Annotated in this window: 24 protein-coding genes and 2 pseudogenes; 11 read left to right on the top strand and 15 right to left on the bottom strand. The window is 72.4% G+C overall.

The window, feature by feature from the left end; all coding sequences use genetic code 11:
* Positions 1-5: 5 nt before the first annotated feature.
* The 3 genes from H4696_RS04360 to H4696_RS04350 form a co-directional block, all read right to left on the bottom strand.
* Entirely contained in the window at positions 6-1133 is a 1128-nt protein-coding gene (locus tag H4696_RS04360) for a M20 family metallopeptidase (RefSeq protein WP_086862376.1), read from the bottom strand.
* Positions 1130-2602, bottom strand: coding sequence for an amidohydrolase family protein (locus H4696_RS04355; protein ID WP_249027089.1), 1473 nt, complete (start codon positions 2600-2602; stop codon positions 1130-1132). Before H4696_RS04355 ends, H4696_RS04360 begins: the two co-directional genes overlap by 4 nt.
* A gap of 124 nt (positions 2603-2726) precedes the next feature.
* Positions 2727-3986 (bottom strand): YncE family protein, encoded by a 1260-nt coding sequence (locus H4696_RS04350; RefSeq protein ID WP_086862374.1) that lies wholly within the window; start codon positions 3984-3986, stop codon positions 2727-2729.
* A gap of 180 nt (positions 3987-4166) precedes the next feature.
* Between H4696_RS04350 and H4696_RS04345 the strand changes: the two genes are divergently transcribed.
* Together H4696_RS04345 and H4696_RS04340 are read left to right on the top strand one after the other, a co-directional pair.
* Complete coding sequence (locus H4696_RS04345; RefSeq protein ID WP_086862373.1) at positions 4167-5285, top strand: RsbRD N-terminal domain-containing protein; 1119 nt, start codon at positions 4167-4169, stop codon at positions 5283-5285.
* A 524-nt stretch (positions 5286-5809) separates the two neighbouring features.
* Positions 5810-6259, top strand: a complete 450-nt coding sequence (locus H4696_RS04340; RefSeq protein ID WP_086862372.1) for an HIT family protein — start codon at positions 5810-5812, stop codon at positions 6257-6259.
* On the opposite strand, the gene H4696_RS04335 is transcribed toward H4696_RS04340, so the two are convergent.
* Positions 6256-6465, bottom strand: coding sequence for a hypervirulence associated TUDOR domain-containing protein (locus tag H4696_RS04335; RefSeq protein ID WP_086862371.1), 210 nt, complete (start codon positions 6463-6465; stop codon positions 6256-6258). The genes H4696_RS04340 and H4696_RS04335 overlap by 4 nt on opposite strands.
* Before the next feature lie 129 nt (positions 6466-6594).
* Positions 6595-7719: an epoxide hydrolase family protein gene (locus tag H4696_RS04330; RefSeq protein ID WP_192782065.1), complete on the bottom strand. Its 1125-nt coding sequence runs from the start codon at positions 7717-7719 to the stop codon at positions 6595-6597.
* A 62-nt stretch (positions 7720-7781) separates the two neighbouring features.
* Between H4696_RS04330 and H4696_RS04325 the strand changes: the two genes are divergently transcribed.
* Positions 7782-8750 (top strand): helix-turn-helix transcriptional regulator, encoded by a 969-nt coding sequence (locus H4696_RS04325; protein ID WP_086862369.1) that lies wholly within the window; start codon positions 7782-7784, stop codon positions 8748-8750.
* On the opposite strand, the gene H4696_RS04320 is transcribed toward H4696_RS04325, so the two are convergent.
* A complete protein-coding gene (locus H4696_RS04320) occupies positions 8719-9198 on the bottom strand; it encodes an SRPBCC family protein (RefSeq protein WP_086862368.1) in 480 nt (159 codons plus the stop codon). The genes H4696_RS04325 and H4696_RS04320 overlap by 32 nt on opposite strands.
* 1 nt (position 9199) lies before the next feature.
* On the bottom strand, positions 9200-9535 hold the full coding sequence (locus H4696_RS04315) for an ArsR/SmtB family transcription factor (protein WP_086862367.1): 336 nt from the start codon (positions 9533-9535) through the stop codon (positions 9200-9202).
* A gap of 93 nt (positions 9536-9628) precedes the next feature.
* On the opposite strand from H4696_RS04315, the gene H4696_RS04310 reads away from it, so the two are divergent.
* On the top strand, positions 9629-10564 hold the full coding sequence (locus H4696_RS04310) for an alpha/beta hydrolase (RefSeq protein WP_086862366.1): 936 nt from the start codon (positions 9629-9631) through the stop codon (positions 10562-10564).
* On the opposite strand, the gene H4696_RS04305 is transcribed toward H4696_RS04310, so the two are convergent.
* Positions 10515-11702, bottom strand: a complete 1188-nt coding sequence (locus H4696_RS04305) for an amidohydrolase (protein WP_086862365.1) — start codon at positions 11700-11702, stop codon at positions 10515-10517. The two genes, H4696_RS04310 and H4696_RS04305, sit on opposite strands and share 50 nt — an antisense overlap.
* A 296-nt stretch (positions 11703-11998) precedes the next feature.
* On the opposite strand from H4696_RS04305, the gene H4696_RS51035 reads away from it, so the two are divergent.
* Positions 11999-13240: an aminotransferase class I/II-fold pyridoxal phosphate-dependent enzyme gene (locus tag H4696_RS51035; protein WP_476693035.1), complete on the top strand. Its 1242-nt coding sequence runs from the start codon at positions 11999-12001 to the stop codon at positions 13238-13240.
* On the opposite strand, the gene H4696_RS04295 is transcribed toward H4696_RS51035, so the two are convergent.
* Positions 13237-13716 carry a hemerythrin domain-containing protein gene (locus H4696_RS04295; RefSeq protein ID WP_086862364.1) on the bottom strand — a complete coding sequence of 160 codons (480 nt, stop codon included), beginning with the start codon at positions 13714-13716 and terminating at the stop codon, positions 13237-13239. The genes H4696_RS51035 and H4696_RS04295 overlap by 4 nt on opposite strands.
* A gap of 8 nt (positions 13717-13724) precedes the next feature.
* Complete coding sequence (locus H4696_RS04290) at positions 13725-14090, bottom strand: hypothetical protein (protein ID WP_086862363.1); 366 nt, start codon at positions 14088-14090, stop codon at positions 13725-13727.
* Positions 14091-14187: 97 nt separating this feature from the next.
* Between H4696_RS04290 and H4696_RS04285 the strand changes: the two genes are divergently transcribed.
* Positions 14188-15285: a carboxylate-amine ligase gene (locus H4696_RS04285; RefSeq protein ID WP_086862362.1), complete on the top strand. Its 1098-nt coding sequence runs from the start codon at positions 14188-14190 to the stop codon at positions 15283-15285.
* Here the strand turns inward: H4696_RS04285 and H4696_RS04280 are convergent.
* The gene (locus tag H4696_RS04280; protein ID WP_086862361.1) at positions 15282-15662 is read right to left on the bottom strand and encodes an STAS domain-containing protein; all 381 of its coding nucleotides are present in this window, start codon (positions 15660-15662) and stop codon (positions 15282-15284) included. The genes H4696_RS04285 and H4696_RS04280 overlap by 4 nt on opposite strands.
* Positions 15663-15771: 109 nt before the next feature.
* Here H4696_RS04280 and H4696_RS04275 point away from each other — a divergent pair, with 109 nt between their 5' ends.
* Both H4696_RS04275 and H4696_RS04270 read left to right on the top strand, forming a co-directional pair.
* On the top strand, positions 15772-16908 hold the full coding sequence (locus tag H4696_RS04275; protein ID WP_086862360.1) for a carboxylate-amine ligase: 1137 nt from the start codon (positions 15772-15774) through the stop codon (positions 16906-16908).
* 9 nt (positions 16909-16917) lie between these two features.
* Positions 16918-17919 (top strand): iron-containing redox enzyme family protein, encoded by a 1002-nt coding sequence (locus H4696_RS04270; RefSeq protein WP_086862359.1) that lies wholly within the window; start codon positions 16918-16920, stop codon positions 17917-17919.
* A gap of 56 nt (positions 17920-17975) precedes the next feature.
* On the opposite strand, the gene H4696_RS04265 is transcribed toward H4696_RS04270, so the two are convergent.
* Entirely contained in the window at positions 17976-18182 is a 207-nt protein-coding gene (locus H4696_RS04265) for a CDGSH iron-sulfur domain-containing protein (protein ID WP_086862358.1), read from the bottom strand.
* Positions 18169-18873 carry a HemK2/MTQ2 family protein methyltransferase gene (locus H4696_RS04260; RefSeq protein ID WP_086862357.1) on the bottom strand — a complete coding sequence of 235 codons (705 nt, stop codon included), beginning with the start codon at positions 18871-18873 and terminating at the stop codon, positions 18169-18171. Before H4696_RS04260 ends, H4696_RS04265 begins: the two co-directional genes overlap by 14 nt.
* A gap of 167 nt (positions 18874-19040) precedes the next feature.
* On the opposite strand from H4696_RS04260, the gene H4696_RS04255 reads away from it, so the two are divergent.
* The 3 genes and pseudogenes from H4696_RS04255 to H4696_RS04250 form a co-directional block, all read left to right on the top strand.
* Positions 19041-19196: a hypothetical protein gene (locus H4696_RS04255; RefSeq protein ID WP_169735064.1), complete on the top strand. Its 156-nt coding sequence runs from the start codon at positions 19041-19043 to the stop codon at positions 19194-19196.
* 138 nt (positions 19197-19334) lie between these two features.
* Positions 19335-19469: pseudogene (locus tag H4696_RS49755) on the top strand (IS5/IS1182 family transposase); the annotation flags it as partial.
* A gap of 49 nt (positions 19470-19518) precedes the next feature.
* A pseudogene (locus H4696_RS04250) lies at positions 19519-19635 on the top strand (IS5/IS1182 family transposase); the annotation flags it as partial.
* Between the two features lie 128 nt (positions 19636-19763).
* Here H4696_RS04250 and H4696_RS51475 read toward each other — a convergent pair.
* Entirely contained in the window at positions 19764-20711 is a 948-nt protein-coding gene (locus H4696_RS51475; RefSeq protein WP_086862355.1) for a cold shock domain-containing protein, read from the bottom strand.
* 127 nt (positions 20712-20838) lie between these two features.
* On the bottom strand, positions 20839-22107 hold the full coding sequence (locus H4696_RS04240) for an ATP-grasp domain-containing protein (RefSeq protein ID WP_086862354.1): 1269 nt from the start codon (positions 22105-22107) through the stop codon (positions 20839-20841).
* Positions 22108-22232 lie beyond the last annotated feature (125 nt).

Here is a 22232-nt window from a genome sequence, read left to right as displayed (position 1 = left end):
GCCGGTCACCGTTGTGCCGCACCGGATTCGCCCCGCGCGTTCGTCGGCGCGGACGAACTTCCCCGCGCCAGCAGGGTTTCGGCGAGCGCCACGAGCAACCGGGTGCGGCGGGGCAGCTCCGCGACGAGGACGTGTTCGTCGTCGGCGTGGGCACCGCCGCCGACCGCGCCGAGGCCGTCGAGCGTCGGAATGCCCAGCCCCGCGGTGAAATTGCCGTCGGACGCCCCGCCGACGGCCGACTCGGCGAGCGGCCCGAGCCCGAGCTCGCCGGCGAGTTCGTTCGCGAGCACGAACAGCCCGGCCGACGCCTTCGCGTCCAGCGGTGCCCGGTTGATGCCGCCGCCGATCCGGATCCAGGAGCCGTCGACGACCGGGGCCAGGCTGCGGATGGCCCGGTCCACGCGGTCCTGCTCGTCGGTGTCCCACACGCGCGCGTCGACCGCGACGCTCGCCGCGGCGGGCACGGTGTTGGTCGTCGTCCCGGCGCTGAGCGCGGTCGGGACGACGGTGGTGCCTTTTTCCGCGTCCGCGAGCGCGGCCACGGCGAGGATCTGGTGGGCGACCTCGATCCCGGCGTTGACGCCCTTCTCCGGTTCGAGCCCGGCGTGCGCGGCGCGGCCTTCGACCTCGACCCAGTACCGGGAAACGCCTTTGCGGCGGGTCTTCAGCGCCCCGCCGTCGGCCGAGGCTTCGAGCACGAGCACCGCGTCGCAGGTCTTGGCCTCGTCCTCGATCAGCGGCCGGGACAGCGGCGAGCCGATCTCCTCGTCGCCGGTGATCAGGATCGACAGGCCGTCGCGGTCGGGCAGCGCCGCGGCGGCGTGCAGGGCCATCACGACGCCGGCCTTCATGTCGAAGCAGCCGGGACCGCGCAGGACGCCGTCGCGGACCTCGAACGGGTGGGTGCGCAGGGAACCCAGCGGCCACACGGTGTCGTGGTGGCCGAGCAGCAGGACCCGCGGCTCGCCGAACCGCCACCGCAGGTGCGTGCAGCCGTCGGTGACGATCCGTTCCGGCTCGATCCCGAGGAGCCGCCGTCCGATCGCGGCGACGACCTCGGCGCTGCGCGCGACGGCTTCGTGGTCCTCCGACGGGGATTCGCAGCGGACGAGCGCCTCGATGTCGTCGATCACTTCGGCTCACCCCGCAGCGGCTGCCCGGGAAGCGCTTCCGGGTCGAGCTTTCCCGCACCGATCACCGGCACACCGGCCACGAAGAGGTGCCGGACACCTTGTGACGGCCGGGTGGGGTCGGTGTAGGTCGCGGTGTCGGTGACCCGGTCCGGGTCGAGCACGACGATGTCCGCGTCCGCGCCCGGGGCGAGGTGGCCCTTGCCGCTCGCGCCGGGCGCGACGTCGTCGAGGAGCCGCGAAGGCAGGTAGGAGCAGCGGCGGAAGGCTTCGAGCCAGCTCCAGGTGCCGGTTTCGCGGACCATCAGCCGCAGGGTCTTCGCGAAGGTGCCGGCGGTGCGCGGGTGCGTCGTGCCGCCCGGCGGCAGCGGCCATTCGGTGCTCTCGGTGCGGCCGTCCCTCCAGTACACCGGCATGGCGTCGCTGGCGACGATCGCGTCGGGGAAGGCGAGGGCCTGGTGCAGCAGGCCGCGGTCGCGGGGGTCGTCCTCGTCGAGGAACTCCAGCAGGCACGGCGCGCCCGGGTCCGCTTTCCTGATTTCGAGCAGGCGGGCTTCGTCGCGGACCCGCTCCCCCGTCTCGAGGATCACCACGCTCGACGGGCGGAGTCCCTTCAGCCGCAGGCGGTCCGGCTCGATGAACGCGGCGCCGACGGCGGTGCTGCCGGCGCCGTACGGGTAGGCCTCGACGGTGACGCGCGAGCCCTCGCGGCGGGCGTTGTCCAGGGTGGCGAGGACGCGGTCGACGTGGTGGCCGGAGGTGCTGTTGACGTGGCAGTGGTGCATGGCGGCGCCGGTTTCCCCGGCCGCGACGGCGATTTCGACCGAGCCGTCGACCGGGATCGCGGGGTCGACCTCGACCAGCTCGCGGACGTGGGTGTAGGTCGGCACGCCGGCCTTCGCGGCGAGGTGCGCGACGGCGAGGAACTCGCCGGGGTCGGTGGCCGGCGCGTACCCCATGAGGACGCCGATGCCCAGCGCGCCCTTCGCCAGTTCACCGTCCAAAAGGGACAGCCAGGCGGCCAGTTCCGTTTTGGACGAGCTTCGCTGCCACCGCGGGTTCCCGAGGATCGCCAGGCCACTGTCGATGTTCGCGTCGGGCTCGATGCCGGCGAGCACCTGCGCGCGGGCCGCGCCCCAGGAGGCGGAGAAGCCGTAGTGCAGCGGCCGCCCGGCCGCGGCGGCCTCGGCGTACGCCCGTTCGACCGGCATCAGCCCGGCTTCGAGGTCGAGGGCGGTGGTGACGCCGTCCATGGCCTGCAGCCGCTGCCCGGCGACGGAGTGCACGTGGCTGTGCAGATCGACGAACCCGGGCCCGACGACGAGCCCGGTCACGTCGACCACGGTGGCGTCCGGCGCGTCCAGGTCCGCGCCCACGGCCGCGACCTGGCCGTTCTCGATGAGCACGTCGGCGGTGCCGTCGAACCCGGTTCCCGGGTCGACGACCCGGCCGCCCCGCAAGAGTGTCCGCACCCGTTGCCTCCTCGTCGTCGCCGATCCCGGTGACGTTAGGAGGATTCCGGCGGGCGCCGTTGGTGCGCGACGACGAAGCGGGACGGCGTGGTCCGTCCGGGCGGACGAACCACGCCGTCCGCGGTCAGGCGCTCGGGCCGGTCCAGCCCTCGGGCACGTGCCCGATCCGGACCCGTTGCGGGTGGTCGCCCACCGGGACCGAAACGCGCTTCTGGCCCGTGGCGAAGTCGATCGCGGTGACCTGGTCGGCGCCGGCCTCGGAGATGACGCACGCGGTGCCGTCGCCGCTGACCGTGGCCCAGTACGGCTTCACCGCCGGCACCAGCGCGGCCTGCTGCAGGGTCGCGCGGTCGACGACCGTGGCGTAGTCGTCCATCGTGCCCGCGACGCAGAGCTTGTCGCCCGCCGGGCTCATCGACAGGCCGTGGTGGCGCGAGTCGTTGACGAAGGTGGTGCGGTCGTCGCTGGTGGCCGGGTTCTTCGGCAGTTCCTTGACGCGCGTGATCTTGTCGGTCGCGACGTCGTACTCCAGGAAGCCGTTGAAGAACGAGACCTGGAAGTACAGCTTCGACTCGTCCGGGGTGAACGCCACCGGCCGCACCGCGTCGGACAGGTCGCGCCGCCCGAAGGCGTCGAGGCGCTGCCGCATGTCGATCACCTTGACCTGGGCGAACGTCGTGGCGTCGACGACGGTGATCCGCCGGTCCCCCTTGGTGAAGTCCCAGCCCGGGTCGTCGAGGTCGGTGTTGACCTCGCCGATCGACATGTTCCAGAGGTACCGGCCGCCGCCGGTGAACACGTTCTCGTGCGGCTTGTCGCCGGTGGCGAAGGAGCCGACCTGCTGCCCGGTCACGATGTCCAGCACGTGCACGGTGTTCGACGTCGAGGCGGACACGGCGACGCGGCGCCCGTCCGGCGAGACGGCCATGTGGTCGGAGCGGAAGCCCGACACCGGGAAGCGCCAGTTGATCCGCCCGGTGCCGAGGTTGATCGACACGACGTCGGCGAAGCTGGGCCGCGACGCCACCACCGAAGCACCGTCCGGGGTGGTGTACATGTCGTCGACGAACTGGTCGTGGCCCTCGCCGGGGCCGTTGCGGATGCCGAGGAAGAACGCCAGCTTGACCGGGTTGAGGTAGATCTCCCGCAGCCGGTCGTCCTTGTCCGGGATGATGTTCACGCGCCCGATGCGGGCGAACGAGCCCCGCGACTGGATGACGTCCGCCGTCCCGTCCCAGTTGTTGCCGACGAACATCACCTCCCGCAGGGCCGCGGGGGCACCGGTCGCGGGTACCGCGGCGCCGGTCACCAGCAGGGCGGCGGCGGAAAACGCGTACGCCGCGCGCGAGAGGTACGACCGCCGTCGGGTCGGGGAAGTGCGCACTGGGAACACCTTTCGACGCTGAAGAGGTGCGGCGAGGACTTCGATGGCTTTCGTGCGGTAGAGCGGTTACTGTCCGGTATCGCCACGATAACCGGCCCCCGGAGCCATTCCGGTAGGGCCGCTCGGCCAACGTCGCGCGGGCGGCGTTGTGGCCGTGCCACAACGGGCCCGGGAGGTGCCGTGCCGGCGTTGCCGCTGCTCCGGCAGGTGCTCGACGCGATGGCCGCAGACGAGACCGTGCTGGACGAGCTGGTGCGCGCGGCCCGCAGCCAGTCCCCGGAAGTCGCGCGGCTGCCGGAAGCGGAGAACCGCCGCCACGTCCAGTTCCTGCTCTCCGCGGCGCTGCGGGCGACGACGAACCCCGGCACGGCCGACTACACGACGGCGGAGAAGCTGGGCGCCGACCGCGCGGAGCAGGGTGTCCCGCTCACCGACCTGCTGCGCGGCGTCCAGGCGGGCCGGACGCTCGCCGCGCGCGTCGCCGTCGAACGCTGCCGGGCGGCCGGGCTGCCCGACGACGTCATCCTCGAGACGGTCCTGGACGCCGAGCGCTACACCGGCGCGCTGGAACGCCACATCGTCAAGGGTTACCACGCGGCCGAGCTCCAGCTGTCGCGCACGGTCCGCGACGCGCGGACCCAGCTGCTGCGCACCCTGCTCCTCACCGGGCCGCCGCCGACGCCGGAGGAGCTCCGGCAGGCGGGACTGCGGCCCGAAAGCCGGTACCACTGCGTGGTTTCCGACGTCAGCGATCCGGCGCGGGCCCGCACCCTCGAACAGGCACTGCTGGAGTTCGGCGGGGTCTACGGCCTGGTCGAGGGCAGGCTCACCGGCTTGGCGGCCCGTGCCCCCTCGGTCGAACCGCCCGACGGCGCGGTGCTCGTCGTCGCGCCCGCGGTTCCGCTGTCCGGACTTCGGGAAGTCCATCGCCTGTGCACGGCGGCGGCCCGCCTGGCGGGCCCCGGCTGCCACGACCTCACGGCGCTGGCGGGCAGTCTCGCGCTGGCCGCTCAGCCGGTGCTCGCCGACCTGCTCACGACGTCGTCGCTCGGCGCGCTGGACCCGGCGAACCCGTTCCACCGCGAGCTGGCGGCGACGGCGCTGGCCTACCTGGATCACGGGCAGCGCCTGCGGACGACGGCGGAGGCATTGCACCTGCACCCGAACACGGTCCGGTACCGGCTGGACCGGCTCGCGGAGCTGACCCCGCTGGCCTTGGCGGAAAACAGCGGCGGCCGGGTCCTCGACGCGGTGCGGTCGTGGTGGGCGCTGCACCATTGGCTGGGCGATGCGGGCTGACCCCCGGGGCTGTCTCGCTAGTGCCGTGAAGGGGCCCTTCACAGCATCTAGTGCCGGGAAGGGGCCCTTCAGAGCATTTGGCCAACCGGGCCTCCGGCAAAGTCGCGTCGGTGCAGTCCGCAGCATTGCGCCAGCGAGCGGGTCACCGGCCGCCTCGCACATGCGATGAGGGGTCCCCTCACGGCATCTAGTGGCAGGGCTCCGGCAAGTCAAGACGGGGTTCCTGGTCCGGTGACAAGGGCTCCCCCAAAGTCGCGAATGACTCATTCGAGACCTCGGAGGTCGCCAATGACCCATTCGCGACATCACAGCGGTCGCCGGCGGCCCGCAAGGTCATGAACGAGTCGTTCACCTCACCAGACGTCAGTGTCCCGGCAAAGTCGTGGGTGGATGTGAGGCAGGCACGGTCGGCCACCCCGCCCGGCCCGAGTTCGCCCGTGCCCTCGGCATCCCGCTGACGTCGTTCGCCGAATGGGCCGAGAAGCACCTGACAGCCCGATGATCACCCGGCTAGGGTCACCCGCATGGCTGAACTCAAGCGCATGCCGGCGACCACCGACGGCGGCGAATGCATCTTCTGCGCCATCGCCACCGGCCGCGCCCCGGCGGCGTTCGTGCACGAGGACGACGACTTCGCCGCCGTCGTCGACCTGCGCCCGGTCACCACCGGGCACCTGCTCGTCCTTCCCCGCGCGCACCACGCGGACCTGGCCTCGCTGCCGGCCGAGACGGGCGGCCGGATGTTCGCCGTCGCGCAGACGCTGGCCGCGGCCCTGCGCCGCACCGACCTGCCGTGCGAGGGCATCAACCTCTACCTCGCCGACGGCAAGGCCGCCGGTCAGGAGATCCCCCACGTCCACCTGCACGTGATCCCCCGCCACGCCGGCGACGGCTTCGTCATGACCGCCGACTGGCGGGTGCGGTCCCGCGAGGAGCTGACCGAGGTCGCGGCGAAGGTCAAGGCCGCGCTTTAGGCCTTGTGCAGCTTGTCCGGGTGGTGCACGGCGGTCTTCCCGGACTTCTCGCTCTTCACGAGGTACTGCGGCTCGTCCGGCGACGCCTTCACCGCCCGCTTGCCGGCGTGCGTGTCCTCGGTGATCTTCTCCTCGACCGTCCCGACCGAACTCTGGTTGCCCGCGTCCCAGCGGACGCGGTCGCCTTTCTTGAAGTCCTTGCCCATCGGAGCACCTCCTGACCGGGCGAGTACCCGCGATCATGCCGGGTACCCGTCCGGAATGGACGACCTCGGCGACGCCGACCTCGCCCGCACGCGCAAGGTCGTCGGCTGCGGACATCGGCACCCGGACGTTCACGAGCGCAGCCCGCGGAAGAACGCGCGGATGTCGGCCACGAGCAGTTCCGGTTCCTCCAGCGCGGCGAAGTGCCCGCCCGACGCGAACTCCGACCAGTGCGCGATCTTCTCCTCCGGGTCCATGATCCGCCGCACCACCGGCGACGAGTCGAACACCGCCCACCCCGCCGGGACGTCCGAGGGCGCCAGCCAGCCGTGCGCGGAATGCGCTGCCTCGTAAAGGAACCGCGCCGCGGACGCGCCGCTGCGGGTGAACCAGTAGAGGCTGACGTTCGTCAGCAGCCGGTCGCGGTCGACGCCGTCGCCGGTCCACGCCTGGAACTTCTCCGCGATCCAGGCCAGCTGGCCGACCGGGGAGTCGGTGAGCGCGGCCGCGATCGTCTCGGGCTTGTGGGACTGGATGTCCAAGTAACCGCGCCCGGCTTTCCACGCCTCGCGGGCGGCGTCCAATTCGGACTGTTCGGCCGGAGAAAGGTTCTCCGGCAACGGAAGCTGCTCCCCCGCCAGCGCGATCGTCCCGCGGTCGCTGTTGACGTGCGTGCCGATGACGCGCTCCGGGTACACCGCGGCGAGCCGCCCGGTGACGCCGGCGCCGATGTCGCCGCCCTGCGCGGCGAAGCGGTCGTAGCCGAGCCGGGTCATCAGCTCCGCGAACGCGTCCGTCGTCCGGGCGAGCTCCCAGCCGGGCCCGCTCAGCGGTGTCGAGAACCCGAACCCGGGCAGCGACGGGACGACGACGTCGAACGCGTCCGGGCCGTCCTCGGCGAGCGGGCCGATGACGTCGAGGAACTCGGCGATCGAGCTGGGGTAGCCGTGGGTCAGCAGCAGCGGCACCGCGTCGGCCCGCCGCGAGCGGACGTGCAGGAAGTGGATGACCTGCCCGTCGATCTCGGTGGTGAACTGCGGGAGCGCGTTGAGCGCCGCTTCCCGCGCCCGCCAGTCGAAGCCGTCGCGCCAGTACCCGGCCAGCTCCCGGACAGCCTCCGTGGGCATGCCGCGGGACCAGTCCGGCTCGTCCCCGGGCACGAGGTCGGCGAACCGGGCGGTGGCCAGGCGGCGGTGCAGGTCGTCCAGCTCGGCCTGCGGGACGTCGATGCGGAAGGGGTGGATTTCGTTCGTCATGGGAAGCACGCTATGAACCATTGCGGAAGACTTCCTTCCGCGATTCGTGCGAAGCTCGGAAAATGCTGCAGACCTCCGCCCGCCTGCTCCGGCTCCTCTCCCTGCTCGAGACCCGGCGCGACTGGACCGGCGCCGACCTGGCCGAGCGGCTCGGCGTCAGCGCGCGCACGGTCCGCACCGACGTCGGCAAGCTGCGCGAGCTGGGCTACCCGGTCGAAGCCGCTCCCGGCGTCCAGGGTGGTTACCGGCTCGGTGCCGGTGCGCAGCTGCCGCCGCTGCTGCTGGACGACGACGAGGCGGTCGCCGTCGCGGTCGGCCTCCGCACCGCGACCGGCGTGTCCGGCATCGCCGAGACGTCGGTGCGCGCGCTCGCCAAACTGGAGCAGGTCCTGCCCTCGCGGCTGCGGCACCGGGTGCAGGCCCTGGAGGCCGCGACGGTGTCGGTGCCCGGCGCCGGCCCGGCCGTGGCCGCCGGGGTGCTGACCGCGATCTCGGCCGCCATCCGGGCGAGCGAGCGGCTGCGCTTCGACTACACCGGCCATCACGGCGAGGCGAGCCGCCGGGAGGTCGAGCCGCACCGGCTGGTCAGCTGGGGACGGCGCTGGTACCTCGTCGCCTGGGACCCCGCGCGGGACGACTGGCGCACGTTCCGCGTCGACCGCCTGACGCCGAAAGTGCCTAACGGCCCGCGTTTCGCCCCGCGCGAGCCGCCTGAAGGCGATGTGGCGCAGTTCGTCCAGCGCAGCGCGGGCGCGGCGACCTGGCGGTTCCACGCCCGGGTCCGGCTGCACGCGCCGGTGGCCCACGTCCGCGCCCGGCTGCCGATCGCGGTCGACGTCACGCCGGAGGGCCCGGACCGCTGCGTCGCCGAGGTCGGCTCTGACAACGCAGCGACGCTCGGCCTTTACCTCGGGCTACTCGAAGTGGACTTCGAGGTGCTCGACGCGCCGGAGCTGGCCGCGGAACTGGCGAAGACCGGCGAGCGGTTCCTGCGGGCCGCTAGCGCAGGGAGTCGGCCAGCTCCTGGATGATCACCATTTGCCCCTGGGCGCCGACCTCCATGCCCGACCGCAGGATCGTGTCGCGCAGCTCCTTGCTGCCGGTTTCGGTCCGCAGCTGCAGCAGGGTGCGATCGCCGTCGAGCGCGGTGAAGGTGACGGTGTTGAGCGGGCCGTCCACCGAATCGAGGGGCACGCCCGGCATTTCGAACACCTCGGTGTAGACGAGCCGCTCGTCGGGCACGACTTCGCGGTACTCACCGTGGAAGCCGACTTCGGTGCCGTCGCCGGTCTTCAGCACGTACCGCCAGCGGCCGCCGGGGCGCAGGTCCAGCTCGACTTCGGTGGTGGTCCCGTGGTGGCCGCTCCACCAGCGGCGCACCAGCTCGGGCGTCGTCCAGACGCGGTAGACGAGGTGCTTGGGCGCGTCGAATTCGCGCGTGATGAGGATCTGGTCCTCGGCCGGGGTGGTGATCTGCACGTCAGTGCTCCTGTTTCTTCAGTTCTTCGAGGACGTCGTCCATCCGGTCGAACCGCCCGGCCCACGTCCGCTCGTACTGCCGGACCCAGTCGTGGATCGGCTTGAGCGCGGGCCCGTTGAGCCGGTAGAGCCGCTGGCGGCCGTCGCCGCGCACGTCCACCGCGCCCACCTCCCGCAGCACCCGCAGGTGCTTCGACACTTGCGGCTGCGCCAGGCCCAGCAGGTCCACGAGGTCGCCGACCGATCGTTCCCCGTCGCGGAGGACGTCGAGGATCTGCCGCCGCCGGGGTTCGGCGACCGCGTTGAAGGTGTCGGTTGTCGTCGCTGCTCGGGCCACGCGAGCTATCATATGCCTATATGGGTATGCGTTAAGACCTGGTTAAGCCCCGTCCGCACCCGGGTAACCGCGTGCCGACGAAAGGAGTGTGGTGTGGTCAGCGTGCAGGCGAAGGTACGGATGGCGCTGCTGCGGGCGTCGGGCCAGAAACGGTTCTACGACAACGCTTCGGCGCTGCACCACCGGCTTCCCCGGCACCAGAAGCCGTCGATGGCCCGGCCGCCGCGGAAGATCCGGCGGCAGTGTGCTGTCGAGCGGCGCGAGGTGAACGGCTTCCCGTGCTTCACCTTCCGGCCGCGCGGCGGCGCGTCGAGCGACCTGCACGTCCTGCACCTGCACGGCGGCGGGTTCGTCGAGCAGGTCGAGAAGCACCACTGGCAGTACGCCGCCGACCTGGTGTCCCGGCTCGGCTGCGCGGTGACGCTGCCGGTGTACCCGCTGGTCCCGCACCACGACCACACGGCGACGATCCCGATGGTGCAGGCGGCCTACGACGGGATCGACGCCGGGCGCGTCGTGGTCTCCGGCGACTCCGCGGGCGGCGCGCTCGCGCTGGCGATCGCGCAGGACCTGCGCGCGGCCGGGCGGCCGCAGCCCGAACGGCTGGTGCTGTACTCGCCGTGGCTGGACGTCCTGCTGGCGGACCCGGTTTCGGAACTGCTCGACGAGACCGACCCCATGCTCGGCATCGCCGGGCTGCGGGAGGCGGGCCGGATGTACGCGGAAGGCTCCACGCCGCACGATCCGCGGGTCAGCCCGATCCACGCCGACCTGAGCGGCCTCGCGCCGATCACGCTGTTCATCGGGACGCGGGACGTCCTGCTCCCGGACTGCCGCCGGTTCCGGGACCGGGCGCGCGAGGCCGGGACGGACCTGGACTACCGCGAATACCCCGGGATGTTCCACAACTGGCTGATGCAGGCCATCCCGGAAGGCCGCGAAGCGATGAACCACGTGGAGCGGCTGCTGCGCCGTCCGGTCAGTGCCCGGACCGCGCCAGCTCGTGGAAGCAGTCCCACGCCCGGCTGACCAGTGCCGGGTGGGTGCGCAGGTCGATCGCCGTGCGGGCCAGTGCCGCCGCCGAAGCCAGCATCACCGAGCGGCCACGCGGGCTCGCCGCCGCGGCCGCGAACTCCAGGGTGTGGTCGGAGTACTCCTCCGCCGTGATCGCGACGAACGGGTGGATCGCCGGGACGCGGATGCTCACGTCGCCGACGTCGGACGAGCCCAGGTACACCCCCGGGTCCGGCGGGGTCGCGGCGATGCCGCAAGCGGCCAGGTGCTCGGTGAACCGCTCGGACAGCACGGGGTTGTCGCGGAAGTGCGCGTAGCCGCGGCCGACGCGTTCGACATCCACCTTCGCGCCCGTCGCCAGCGCCGTGCCCTGCGCGGCCGCGGTCACGTCCTCGACCAGGCTGTCCAGCGCACCGGTCGTCAGCGCACGGAGCCCGAAGCGGCCCTCGGCGCGGTCCGGGACGATGTTCGTCGCTTCGCCGCCGTGGGTGATGATGCCCTGGATGTGCGAGCCCGCCGGCAACCGCTGGCGCCGCGCGGACAGCGCGCCGAACAGCTGGATCAGCGCGGCGAGGGCGTCGATGCCCGCCTCCGGGTCCCCGGTCGGGTGCGCGGCGCGGCCGTGGAAGGTCACCTTCACCTCCACCTGCGCGGTCAGCGGGGCCCACGACCACGAGTGGACGCCGGGGTGGACCATCAGCGCCGCGTCGGCGTCGTCGAAGACACCGGCTTCGGCGAGCGCGACCTTGCCGCCACCGCGTTCCTCCGCGGGACAGCCCACCACGAGCAGCGAGCCCGGGCCGTCCGCCAGGACTTCGCGAGCCGCCAGCGCGGCACCGAGCCCGGCCGCGGCGATGAGGTTGTGCCCGCAGGCGTGCCCCAGCCCGGGCAGCGCGTCGTATTCGAGCAGCAGCGCGACGCACGGCCGTCCGGCGCCGGCGCGCGCGGTGAACGCCGTCGGCAGCCCGGCGGTCCCCGTCTCCACCTCGAAGCCGTCTTCGGCCAGTTCCCGGGTCAGGCGTCCGGCCGCCCGATGCTCCTCATAGGACAGTTCCGGGTGCTCGTGCAACTCGGTGGCGACCGCCCAGAGCCGCTCGCTCAGCCGCTGGATTCGCTCGTCCGCCCGTTCGTGCCGCTCGTCGTCCCACTCCATGCCCACCGGGATACCCCTACCACGCCCGGCCACACCAGCGGCGGGTTTCACCCGGTGTGCCGCTGGTTACCCGCCGACGATGGACCACAGCCAGGCACCGGTGCTGGAAGCGCTGTGCGACTACCACCGCGCCGGATACGTCCCGTTCAACGCGCCCGGCCACAAGCAGGGCCGCGGCATCGACCCGCGGGTGCTCGACGTAGTCGGCGCCGACGTCTTCAAATCCGACGTCATCGCGCTCAACGGGCTCGACGACCGGCTGACGCGCCACGGCGTCCTGGCGGGCGCAGGAGCTGATGGCCGACGCGGTCGGCGCCGAGCACACCTTCTTTTCGACGTGCGGCAGCTCGCTTTCGGTCAAGAGCGCGATGCTCGCGGTCGCCGGCCCGCACGAGAAACTGCTCGTGCCAAGGCACGTCCACAAGTCGGTGATCTCCGGGCTGATCGTCAGCGGGGTCCAGCCGGTGTGGGTGCGGCCGCACTGGGACACCGAACAAGGACTGACGCACCCGCCGGGTGTGCGGGAGTTCGCCGAGGCCTACGAGCGCGACCCCGACGTCAAGGGCGCGCTGATGGTGACCCCGACCGACTACGGCACCTGCGGGGACATCCGCGCGGTCGCCGAATGGTGCCACGAACGGGGAATCCCGCTGATCGTCGACGAGGCGTGGGGCGCGCACCTGCCCTTCCACGACGGCCTCCCGCCGTGGGGGATGTACGCGGGGGCCGACGTGTGCGTCACGAGCGTGCACAAGATGGGCGCCGCGGTCGAGCAGAGCTCGGTGTTCCACCTCCAGGGCGGCCGCGTGGACCCCGACGTGCTCAAGGCGCGGGAAGACCTCCTCGGCACGACGAGCCCGAGTTCGCTGGTGTACGCCGGTCTCGACGGCTGGCGGCGGCAAATGGCCGAGCAGGGCAAGGAACTGCTCGACGGGGCGCTCCGGCTGGTGACGTCGGTGCGGAGCCGACTGGGCGAGCAGGGCCTCACCGTGCTTTACGACGAGTTCCTCGGGCCGGACCTCGCCGACTCGGCCGACCCGCTGAAGGTCGTGCTCGACCTCGACCCGCTGGGCATCAGCGGCTACCAGGCCGCCGACTGGCTGCGCGAGCACCGGCGCGTCACCGTCGGCCTGTCCGACCACCGCCGGATCGTGGCCCAGTTCAACCATGCGGACGACGAAGAAACGGCGAGCACGCTCGTCGACGCCTTGGGCGCCCTGCTGGAGGCCGCGCCGTCGTTCGAGACGCCGCCGAAGGTGGACATCCCGTCGCCGGCCGAAATGGAGCTGGAGACGGCGATGCTGCCGCGCGACGCGTTCTTCGGCCCGGCCGAGCAGGTGTCCGTGGCCGAAGCACCCGGCCGGATCGCGGCGGAGATGATCACGCCGTACCCGCCCGGTGCTCCCGGTGTGCTGCCCGGCGAGGTGCTCACCCAGCCGATCCTCGACTACCTCCGCAGCGGGCTCGGCGCGGGCATGGAACTGCCCGACCCGGCCGACTCCGCGCTGGAGTCGGTCCGGGTCGTGGCCAAGCGCTAGGCCTTGGCGCTCTTGAGTTCCAAGGGGTTCTTCGGGGCGCTGGAGCGCGCGTCGATCATCCGCTGCCCGAGTTCCTGCAGCCGCTTGCGGCCCATCGCCGAGCGGACCTCGGGGAACCACTCGTCCTCTTCCTCTTCCACGTGGTGACGGACATTCTCGGTGAGCACGGTGACCTTCGCGTCGAAGGTCTCGTCCGCCGGGTCCATGCCGACCAGCTCCGACAGCATCCACACCACGACGTGGTGCTCCTCCACGCTTTCCAGGACGTGGTCCTTGGTCTCCGGCACGGCTTCCCGCGCGGCCGGGTAGAAGATCTCTTCCTCGATGTAGGCGTGGACGGTGAGCTCCTCGATGATCGAGTCCGCGATGCGGCGCTTCTCCCGGTGCGCGTCCTCCCCCGCCTTTTCGAATTCCTTGAACAGCTTCTCCACGGTCTTGTGGTCGTTCTTGAGCAGCACGATCGCGTCGGTCGACATCGGTGTCCTCACGGTGTGGCCAGGTCACGCAGTGCGACCTGGGAGTTCTCCAGTTCCTTGGTCATCAGCAGGGCGACGGTCCCGGCGTGCGCCAGTGCCCGGCCGACCTCGCCGACCGAATCCCACGCCGCCTCGGCGTCCCCGTCGCCGTGCCGGACCACCTGGCCGGACAGCAGCCCGTCCTCGAGCCGTCCCTGGAGGGCGGGCAGCAGCTGGGTGAGGTCGTCGGCCAGCAGCCGCAGGGCGCCGAGCACGCGGTAGAGCTCGGCCGGGGGAACGAGTTCGCCGTCGCCCACGCGGCGGGACAGCCGGCGCACGGTGGCACCGGCGTCGGCCGCCAGCAGCGACGGCGAAGTGGTGGCGCTCGGGTTCATGACCGGCCGGATACCCTCCGTACCGCGGTGAAAACGCCGTTTGCCCGATCCGCGCCGTGGGTACTCGCCGAACCTCTCGACCCCCAGGAGAACACCGGTGAACGAACCGTCCGGCGACGTGCTGACTTTCGGCGTCGAAGAGGAGTTCTTCGTCGTCGACCGCCGCGGTCACCTTTCCCCGGCAGGCGACGACGTCGTCGACGCCGCCGAAGCGGCCGCCGACGAGCAGGGCGACCTGCAGCACGAGCTGACGCGCGCGCAGGCCGAGGCCGCCACCGGCATCTGCCGGACCCACGCCGAGGCCCTGCGCCAGCTGCGCGGCCTGCGCGACGACCTGTCCGCGGCCGCCCGGCGGCGCGGCTACCGGCTGCTGCCCGCCGGCGCGCCGCCACTGTCCGAAGTGGACCCGCCGGGCATCACGCCGAACCCGCGTTACGAGCGGATGGCCGAGCACTTCGGTGCCACCGCACGGACTTCGCTCACGTGCGGCTGCCACGTGCACGTCGCCATCCCCGACCCGGAAACCGGCGTCCAGGTGCTGAACCGGGTCCGGCCGTGGCTGCCGGCGCTGCTCACCGTCACCGCCAACTCGGCGATTTCCGACGGCTACGACACCGGGTACTGCAGCTGGCGCTACCAGCAGTGGAGCCGGTGGCCCTCGGCGGGACCGCCGCCGCGGTTCGCCTCGCTCGACGAGTACGAGAGCATCGTCGACGCGTGGCTGCGGGCGGGCTCGATCCTCGACCGCGGGATGATCTACTGGGACGTCCGGCTCTCGGAAAAGCAGCCGACGCTCGAATTCCGCATCGCCGACGTCGCCGCGACCCCCGACGACGCGGTGCTCCTGGCGGTGCTGGCCCGTGCCTTGGTCGCCACCGCGCAGGACGACGACGCTCCCCCGCCGCCGTTGCCGAACGAGGTGCTGCGCGCGCAGCTCTGGCGGGCGTCCCGCGAAGGCGTCACCGGCTGCTGCCCGCACCCGGACACCGGGGACCTGGTTCCGGCGAAGGCGGTGCTCGACGACCTGCTCGCGCGGACGGCCACCGCGCTGGACACCGCCGGTGACCTCGACTTCGCGCGGGACGGCCTCGCGCGGCTGACCGCCGAGGGCGGCGGCGCCGACCGGCAGCGGCGGCGCTTCGCGGACCGGGAACGCGGCGAAGACGTGGTGGACCTGCTGACCGGAGGCGGTTAAGCCCGCAAGCGGTCGAGGAGTTCGAGGGCGCGGGCGGCTGCGTGCGAGCGGCCCGCGTCGAGCACGAGGTGGATGCCGAGCGCGGCGGCCCGCTCGCGGGCCCGCATCAGCACGCCGAGACCGGCGGCGCCGAGGAAACGCACTTCGCCCAGGTCGAGGCGCAGCACGCCGGGACCGGCCCGGAGGTGGTCGTCGAGGGTCGCTTCCAGCCGGGCCACGGTGCAGACGTCGATCTCGCCCGTGACCTCCACGACGACGGCGTCGGGGGTCTGCCACCGGGTGCGGTCGCTCAGCCCGTCGGCGGCAACCCGGGGTGCGGGCAGCCCGTGGGCCGGCGGATCGGCTGCAGGGGCGCGTTGCCGCTCATGGGTCGTCATGGCCTTGAGTTACCCGGTGCGCGTTCGTGGCCAAACAACCCCCGGTACGAGCGCGTTTCCCCGGCCGGAGCGGGTATCCGCGGGAAGCACCGCCCGGAAGGAGCCCGCCATGGCCGACGGCCCGCCCACGATGGGCGTCGAAGAGGAGTTCCTCCTCGTCAACCCGCGCACCGGGCACGCGTCCGCGTGCGCCGAGCAGGTGCTGGCCCGGTACCGCCACCACGGCCCGCTCCCCGACGGCGTCCGGGTGCACCGCGAGCTGCGGCTCACCCAGCTCGAAGCCGCCAGCGGCGTCTGCACGACCGCGGACGAGCTCCGGTACCAGCTGACGGCGGCCCGGCGCGTGCTGGCCGGCGCCGCCGCGGCCGAAGACTGCGCGCTCCTGGCCACCGGCACCCCGATCGGGCCCGGCCCGGCCGCGCCCGCACCCGCGGGCGAGGGCCGGTACGCCGAAATCGACGCCGCCTACGGCGCGGTGGTCGCCGACTACGAAGCCTGCGGCTGCCACGTCCACGTCGGGGTGCCCGATCCCGACACCGCGGTCGCGGTCGTCAACCACGTCGGGCGGTGGCTGCCCACCCTGCTCGCGCTGTCGGCGAATTCGCCGTTCGACCACGGGCGCGACACGGGCTACCACAGCTGGCGGATGGTCCAGCAGTCCCGCTTCCCCGGTGCCGGCGTCGCGCCGCACCTGCGCGACCACGCGGAGTACCGCCGGGCTGTCGAGACGCTGGTCGAGTGCGGCGCGCTCGTCGACCCGGACCAGACGTTCTGGCTGGCCCGCCCGTCCGGCCGGTTCCCGACGGTGGAGTTCCGGGTGGCCGACACCGCGCTGACCGTCGACCACGCCCTGCTGCAGGCGCTGCTGAGCCGGGCACTGGTGCGGCGGGCGCTGGCCGACCTCGACCGCGGGCGCGCGGCGGAACCGGTGTCCCCGCAGGTGGCCGCGGCGGCGGTGTGGGCCGCGGCGCGCCACGGCCTCACCGGGCAGCTCGTCGACGTCGCCGGGCAGACGCGCCGGCCCGCGTGGACGCTGGTCGAGCAGCTGCTGGCGCACGTCCGGGAACCCCTCGAGGCGAGCGGCGACCTGACCGAAGTCCGCGCACTGATCGCGGTCCTGCGTGCCGACGGCAACGGGTCGGTCCAGCAGCGCGCGGTCGCCGGCCGCGGTGGCCCGGAGGCCGCGGTCGGGTGGCTCAGCGCGCTGAGCGTGCCGGCGGCGCATGGAACCCGCCGCACGGGGTAGCCGGGAGCCATGACGACCTCGACCCTCGCGGCGGCCACCCTGCCCGCCGCGCGCGGCCCGCTTTCGGAGTCCGTGCTGGGCACCCTGCTGCGCGAACAGCCCCGCGCGGACCTCGGCTTCGACGGGCTGGTGGCCGCCGACCCGCTCGGCGACGACGTCCAGCTGGCCCTGCACCTGTGCTACGAACTGCACTACCAGGGCCTGCCCGGGGTGTCGCCCGACTGGGAGTGGGACCCGGAACTGCTGCGCCTGCGCGGCGCGCTGGAAGCACGCTTCCTCGCGGCACTGCGCGAAAACGTGCCGGGCGGCGACGACGTCACCGCCGAACTGGACGCACTGCTGGTCGAGCCGGTCGACGCGGAAGGCGTCTCGCACTTCCTCCGCGACCACGGCGACTGGGGGCACGTGCGGGAGTACTTCACGCACCGCTCGGTCTACCACCACAAGGAAGCCGACCCGCACGCATGGGTGATCCCGCGCCTGCGCGGCCGCGCCAAGGCGGCACTGGTGGCGGTGGAGTTCGACGAGTTCGGCGGCGGCCGCGCGGAGCGGGCGCACGCGCGGCTGTACACGGACCTCCTGCGCGCGGCCGGCCTGCCGGACGGCTACCTGGAGCTCATCGACCACGCCCCCGCCGAGATGCTGGCCGTGGTCAACATGATGTCCCTCTTCGGCCTGCACCGGTCGTTGCGCGGCGCGCTGTGCGGTCACTTCGCGGCGGCGGAGATCACGACCGGGCCGTCCGCGCTGCGGATGGACCAGGCTCTGAAGCGCCTCGGCGCCCCGGAGGCGTGCCGGTTCTTCTACACCGAGCACATCGAGGCCGACGCGGTACACGAACAGGTGATGCGGCACGAGGTGCTCGGCGACCTGCTCGACCAGGAACCCGAGTTGGCGGCCGACATCGTGTTCGGCATCCAGGCGACGGAGTTCCTCGAAGGCCGGTTCGGCGCGCGGCTCCTGGACCGCTGGCGGGCCGGCGAATCCTCGCTGCGGTTCCCCCTGCCCTGACCAGCTCGCCCCTCGTCTTGAATGAGTCATTCAGGTCTCCGGAGGTCCTGAATGACTCATTCAAGACCTTTGCGCACCCGCTTGCGGTGGCTGGTGTCGCAGAACGGGAACCGCTTGCTCCGCCGGCACGCGCACACCGCGACCACGAACCGGTCGGACCGCACGACCTCCCCCTCCGGCGTGCGCAGCTCCACCGGGCCCTCCACGAGCACCGGGCCGCCGGGGACCACCGTCACCCGGCGCGGGCGGTCAGCGGTCGGCACGCAGCACCACCAGTTCCTCCGTCCGCTGGCCCGGCGCGATCAGCCCGGCCGCCTCCAGGAACGCCGTCCGTCCGGAAAGGACCGGACCGAACGGGATCCGGGCGCGCCGGGCCACCGAGACCCACAACCCTTGCGCGGCCAGCGATGTCCACGACTTGTCCACATCGGACAATCCGGATTGGACGATCAGCAGTGTCCCGCCGGGACGCAGGAGCGTGCCCGCCGCCGCGCACAGCGGGTCCAGGACCGCGCGGCCGTCCGGGCCCGCGTCCCAGCCGCGGGTGGCGCGGACCGCCGGGGCCGGTGCCGGGACGTACGGCGGGTTCGCGACCACGACGTCGTACGGGCCCTGACGCACGGCCGTCGCCAGGTCTCCCCGGCAGGGGCGCACGGCGGCCTGGCGGACCAGCGCATTGAACCGCGCCGACGCCAGCGCCCGGCGCGAAAGGTCCACGGCCAGCACGGTTCGCGCGCCGCGGCGGGCCAGCGTGATCGCCTGTGCGCCGGTACCGGTGCACAGGTCCAGTGCCCGCGCGCCGGGCCGGATGGCCAGGTCGGCGATCGCGGCCGCGAGCAGCGCGGTGTCCTCCTGCGGGCGGTAGACCCCGGGCAAGCGCAGCAACCGCGGCGCGGGGATGACGGTCCGGGCGGCCAAGGGGCCCGGGCGGACGGGTTCCGCCGACGTGGTCATCTCGGACTCCTTCACCTCACCGCGGGCCCGGCGCGATCGCCGGCGGACAACCGCGTCGCCCCCGGCTACCCGGCGAAGATTGCCGCAAACCGATCCGCCGCAGGTGGTTGGGGCGGGCGCGCGGGGGTATCCGGTCCGAAAAGGATCGCGAAGCCAGGAGGCCCACGATGACGTCCGAGGACCGCACGCAGCACCCCGCCGAGCCCGCCGCCGACGACGACCCGCACGGCGACACCCCCGAAGCCCAGCGCGAGACCCTGCGCGGCGAGCAGGGCACGTCCGGCGGCGACCAGCACGACGACACCGACCCCCAGTCGGGCTGACCCCACGCACGGCGAAAGGGGGGCTTTCCTCGCAGCCACGAGGAAAGCCCCCTTCGCTTCGGTCTTAGACCTCGTCTCAAAACTCAAGGGTGTGTCACTGCGTAACCTGCGGGTCCTGGTCGTCGATCGTGGGCAGTCGTGGCGAAGACGACGCAGCAGCGGCGGGTCGAAGACCGGCTCTGGGAACTGATCGAACCCCTGACCCCGTCCCGACCAGCGCCGCGCGGTCCGGGCGGGCGGCCCCGGATCGATGACTGTGCCGCGCCACAGGGGATCTTGTTCGTGCTCGACACCGGCTGCCGCCGGGGAGACCTACCCGAGCCGACCGGACAAGCTGCACGCCGACAAGGGCTACGACTACCGCCGCTACCTGACCCGCCGCGGAATCACGGTCCGTATCGCCCGGCGCGGGATTGAGGGCAAGTCCCGCCTCGGCCGGGGCCCCCGTCACCACGAGGGAGATCGATCTCCTGGAGGAGGCTGCAGCCGCGTTGCTGACGGCACCATCGACGGGGATGAACGAGCACTCTCGTCGGGAAGTGATCAGCCATCGCTGGGGCCGCCTCGTCAGAGGCGTTCGATGCGGTCGGCCTGCGGGCCCCGGTCGCTCTGACGCACCGCGTACCGGACCCGGTCACCCTTCTGCAGCGGCTCCGACCCCATGATCACGGACGCGTGGGCGAAGAGATCGTCGCCGCCTGCGTCCGGGGTGATGAAGCCGAAGCCGCGGTCGCCGTCGTAGCGCGCGACGACGCCCTCGCCGCCTCGTACGGGCACGCCCCGCGCCGCCGGCCCCGCGGCCGCGGCAGGTGCCGACCGCTGCGGCGCCGTCTGGGGCTCGGCGCCCCGGACCAGGTGCACGTCGCGGGCCTGCGGGCCCTTGTCTCCACTAGCCACCTCGTAGGCGACGCGGTCGCCCTCCGCGAGCCACGTCAGCCCCTCGGCCAGGGCCCGGGCGTGAACGAAGACGTCCCCGGCGCCGGAGTCGGGGTTGATGAAGCCGAAGCCCTTGTCCTCGTCGTACCAGGCCACCGTGCCGTCGGCACCGTCCGCGATACCGGCCGCAGCGGGTGAGCCGGCCCCTGCTCCCAGCGGGATCACGTGCCCGGCCTGCGGGCCGCGCTCGCCTTCGACGATCAGGAAGGCCACCCGCTGCCCCTCGGTGAGCACGCCGCCGGTCACGATGGCGGAGCTGTGCACGAAGATGTCGGCGCCGCCGCCGTCCGGCGACGCGAAGCCGTACCCCTTGCCCGGCTCGTACCAGTTGACGGTGCCGAGCAGGCCCACGGCGCTGCCGGTGGCCGCATCGGCGGTGACACGAACGCGCAGCGCCTGGGGCCCTCGGTCGTTCTCGCCGACCTCGAACACGACGGCCTGACCCTCGCGGAGCATTTTCGCGCCGCCGTCCCCGACGATCTCGGAGGCGTGCACGAACACGTCCGGCGAGCCGTCCTCGGGCGCGAGGAAGCCGAAACCACGTTCGGCGTCGAACCAACGGACGGTCCCTTGCGGCATCAACGGCTCCAGGTCGAGAGGGCGGGCACTGGCCCCCAGTCTCCCTGACAGACCGCGCGGTCCGTCGGCCGGGCCCACCGGCGGGCGTTGGTTCACCTGGCGACACGCCGAGTTTCGAGACCAGGTCTTACTCGAACTCGAACGGCAGCGCGTCCACGCAGGCCTGGTACTTCTCCGCCATCTCGTGCTCGGTGTGCGCCGCGACGAACAGCTGCGCCAGCTCGAAGCTGTAGCTGTCCTGTTCCGGCAGGTCCGAAAGCCGCTGCCCCACCTCGGGCACGATCTCGATCTGCGTCCCGTCGATGCGCTCCTGCACCGCGGCGATCTCTTCCGGGGTCGGCACGCGCGTCACGACGCCGTCGGAGAACCGGCGCAGGTACCACTTGCCGGCGATCTGGTACTTGCCCTTGCTGGGGCGGCGCGCGGGGTCCTGACCGAGGCCGAGGCGCACCATGATCTCGTGGTTGGCGACCCCGTCGACGAACTCGAACAGCTCGGCGTGCGACTGGGAGTGCCGCGGGTTGATCTCCAGCAGGCACACCTGGCCCGACTCCGGGTCGCAGAAGAACTCGATGCTGAACGTGCCGTTGTCGAAGCCGATCTGTCTCATCACGCGCTCGGCGACGTCCCGCATCCGCTGCACCGGCTCCTCACCCAGCTGGGACGGGTACTGGTGGCGCAGGAACGACGAGCTGTCCGGGTAGTTGATCGAGTCGAGCGCGCCGTAGACGGTGACTTCGCCGCGGTAGACGTACCCCTCGACGGCCGCCTGGACGCCGTGCAGCGCCTCCTCGGCCAGGCACGCCGCCCCGCCGACTTCGGCGATTTCCGGCGGCAGCTTCACCTGGTCCAGCACGTAGCCGAACGGCTCGCCCACCCGGCCGACGCCGTCCCGGATCTCCGCGACCGCGTCGGCGAATTCGGCTTCGTTCCCGGCCTTGAAGGCGAGTTCCGAAGAGAACGACTTGACCGGCTTCAGCCACATCGGAAAGCCGACGCCCTCCGGCGGCGAGGGCCGCTCGCCGTCGAGGTCGACGATGCCGAAGTGCGGCAGCTCGTCGATCACCTTCCGCTGCTCCAGGCGGCTCCAGTACTTGTGCTCGCACTTGAGCACCGCCTCCAGCGGCACGCTCGGCAGGCCGTACCGGGCGCACAGGATCGGCACGAGGCACGCGCCGGGGAAGTCCCAGTAACTGACGATCGCGCCGACGTCGCCGTCGAACGCGTCCAGCTCGTGCTGCGCCGTCTTGAGCAGCGCTTCGAAGTCGATGTCCCCGTGCTGCAGGTCTTCGGGGGTCAGCAGGCCGTGGAACTCGTAGCTCCCGGCCCACGGCAGGCGCTCCAGCACCCGCTGGTTCTCCTCGTCCAAACCGATCACGAAGATGTTGATACCCATGGGAAAGAGCTACCCGGGGCGGATTCGCCGAAACGGGGCCGGATGGCCGGTTTGACGGGCGCGGGAGCGGGCACCCCGCACGCATGACCGCGCTGCCCGAACCGGTTTCGCTGTGGGTGGAGACC

This window comes from Amycolatopsis lexingtonensis, from assembly GCF_014873755.1.
Classification (GTDB): Bacteria; Actinomycetota; Actinomycetes; order Mycobacteriales; family Pseudonocardiaceae; genus Amycolatopsis; species Amycolatopsis lexingtonensis.
Note: the sequence above shows the minus strand (reverse complement) of the source record. Positions and strands in the feature narration are given on the sequence as shown.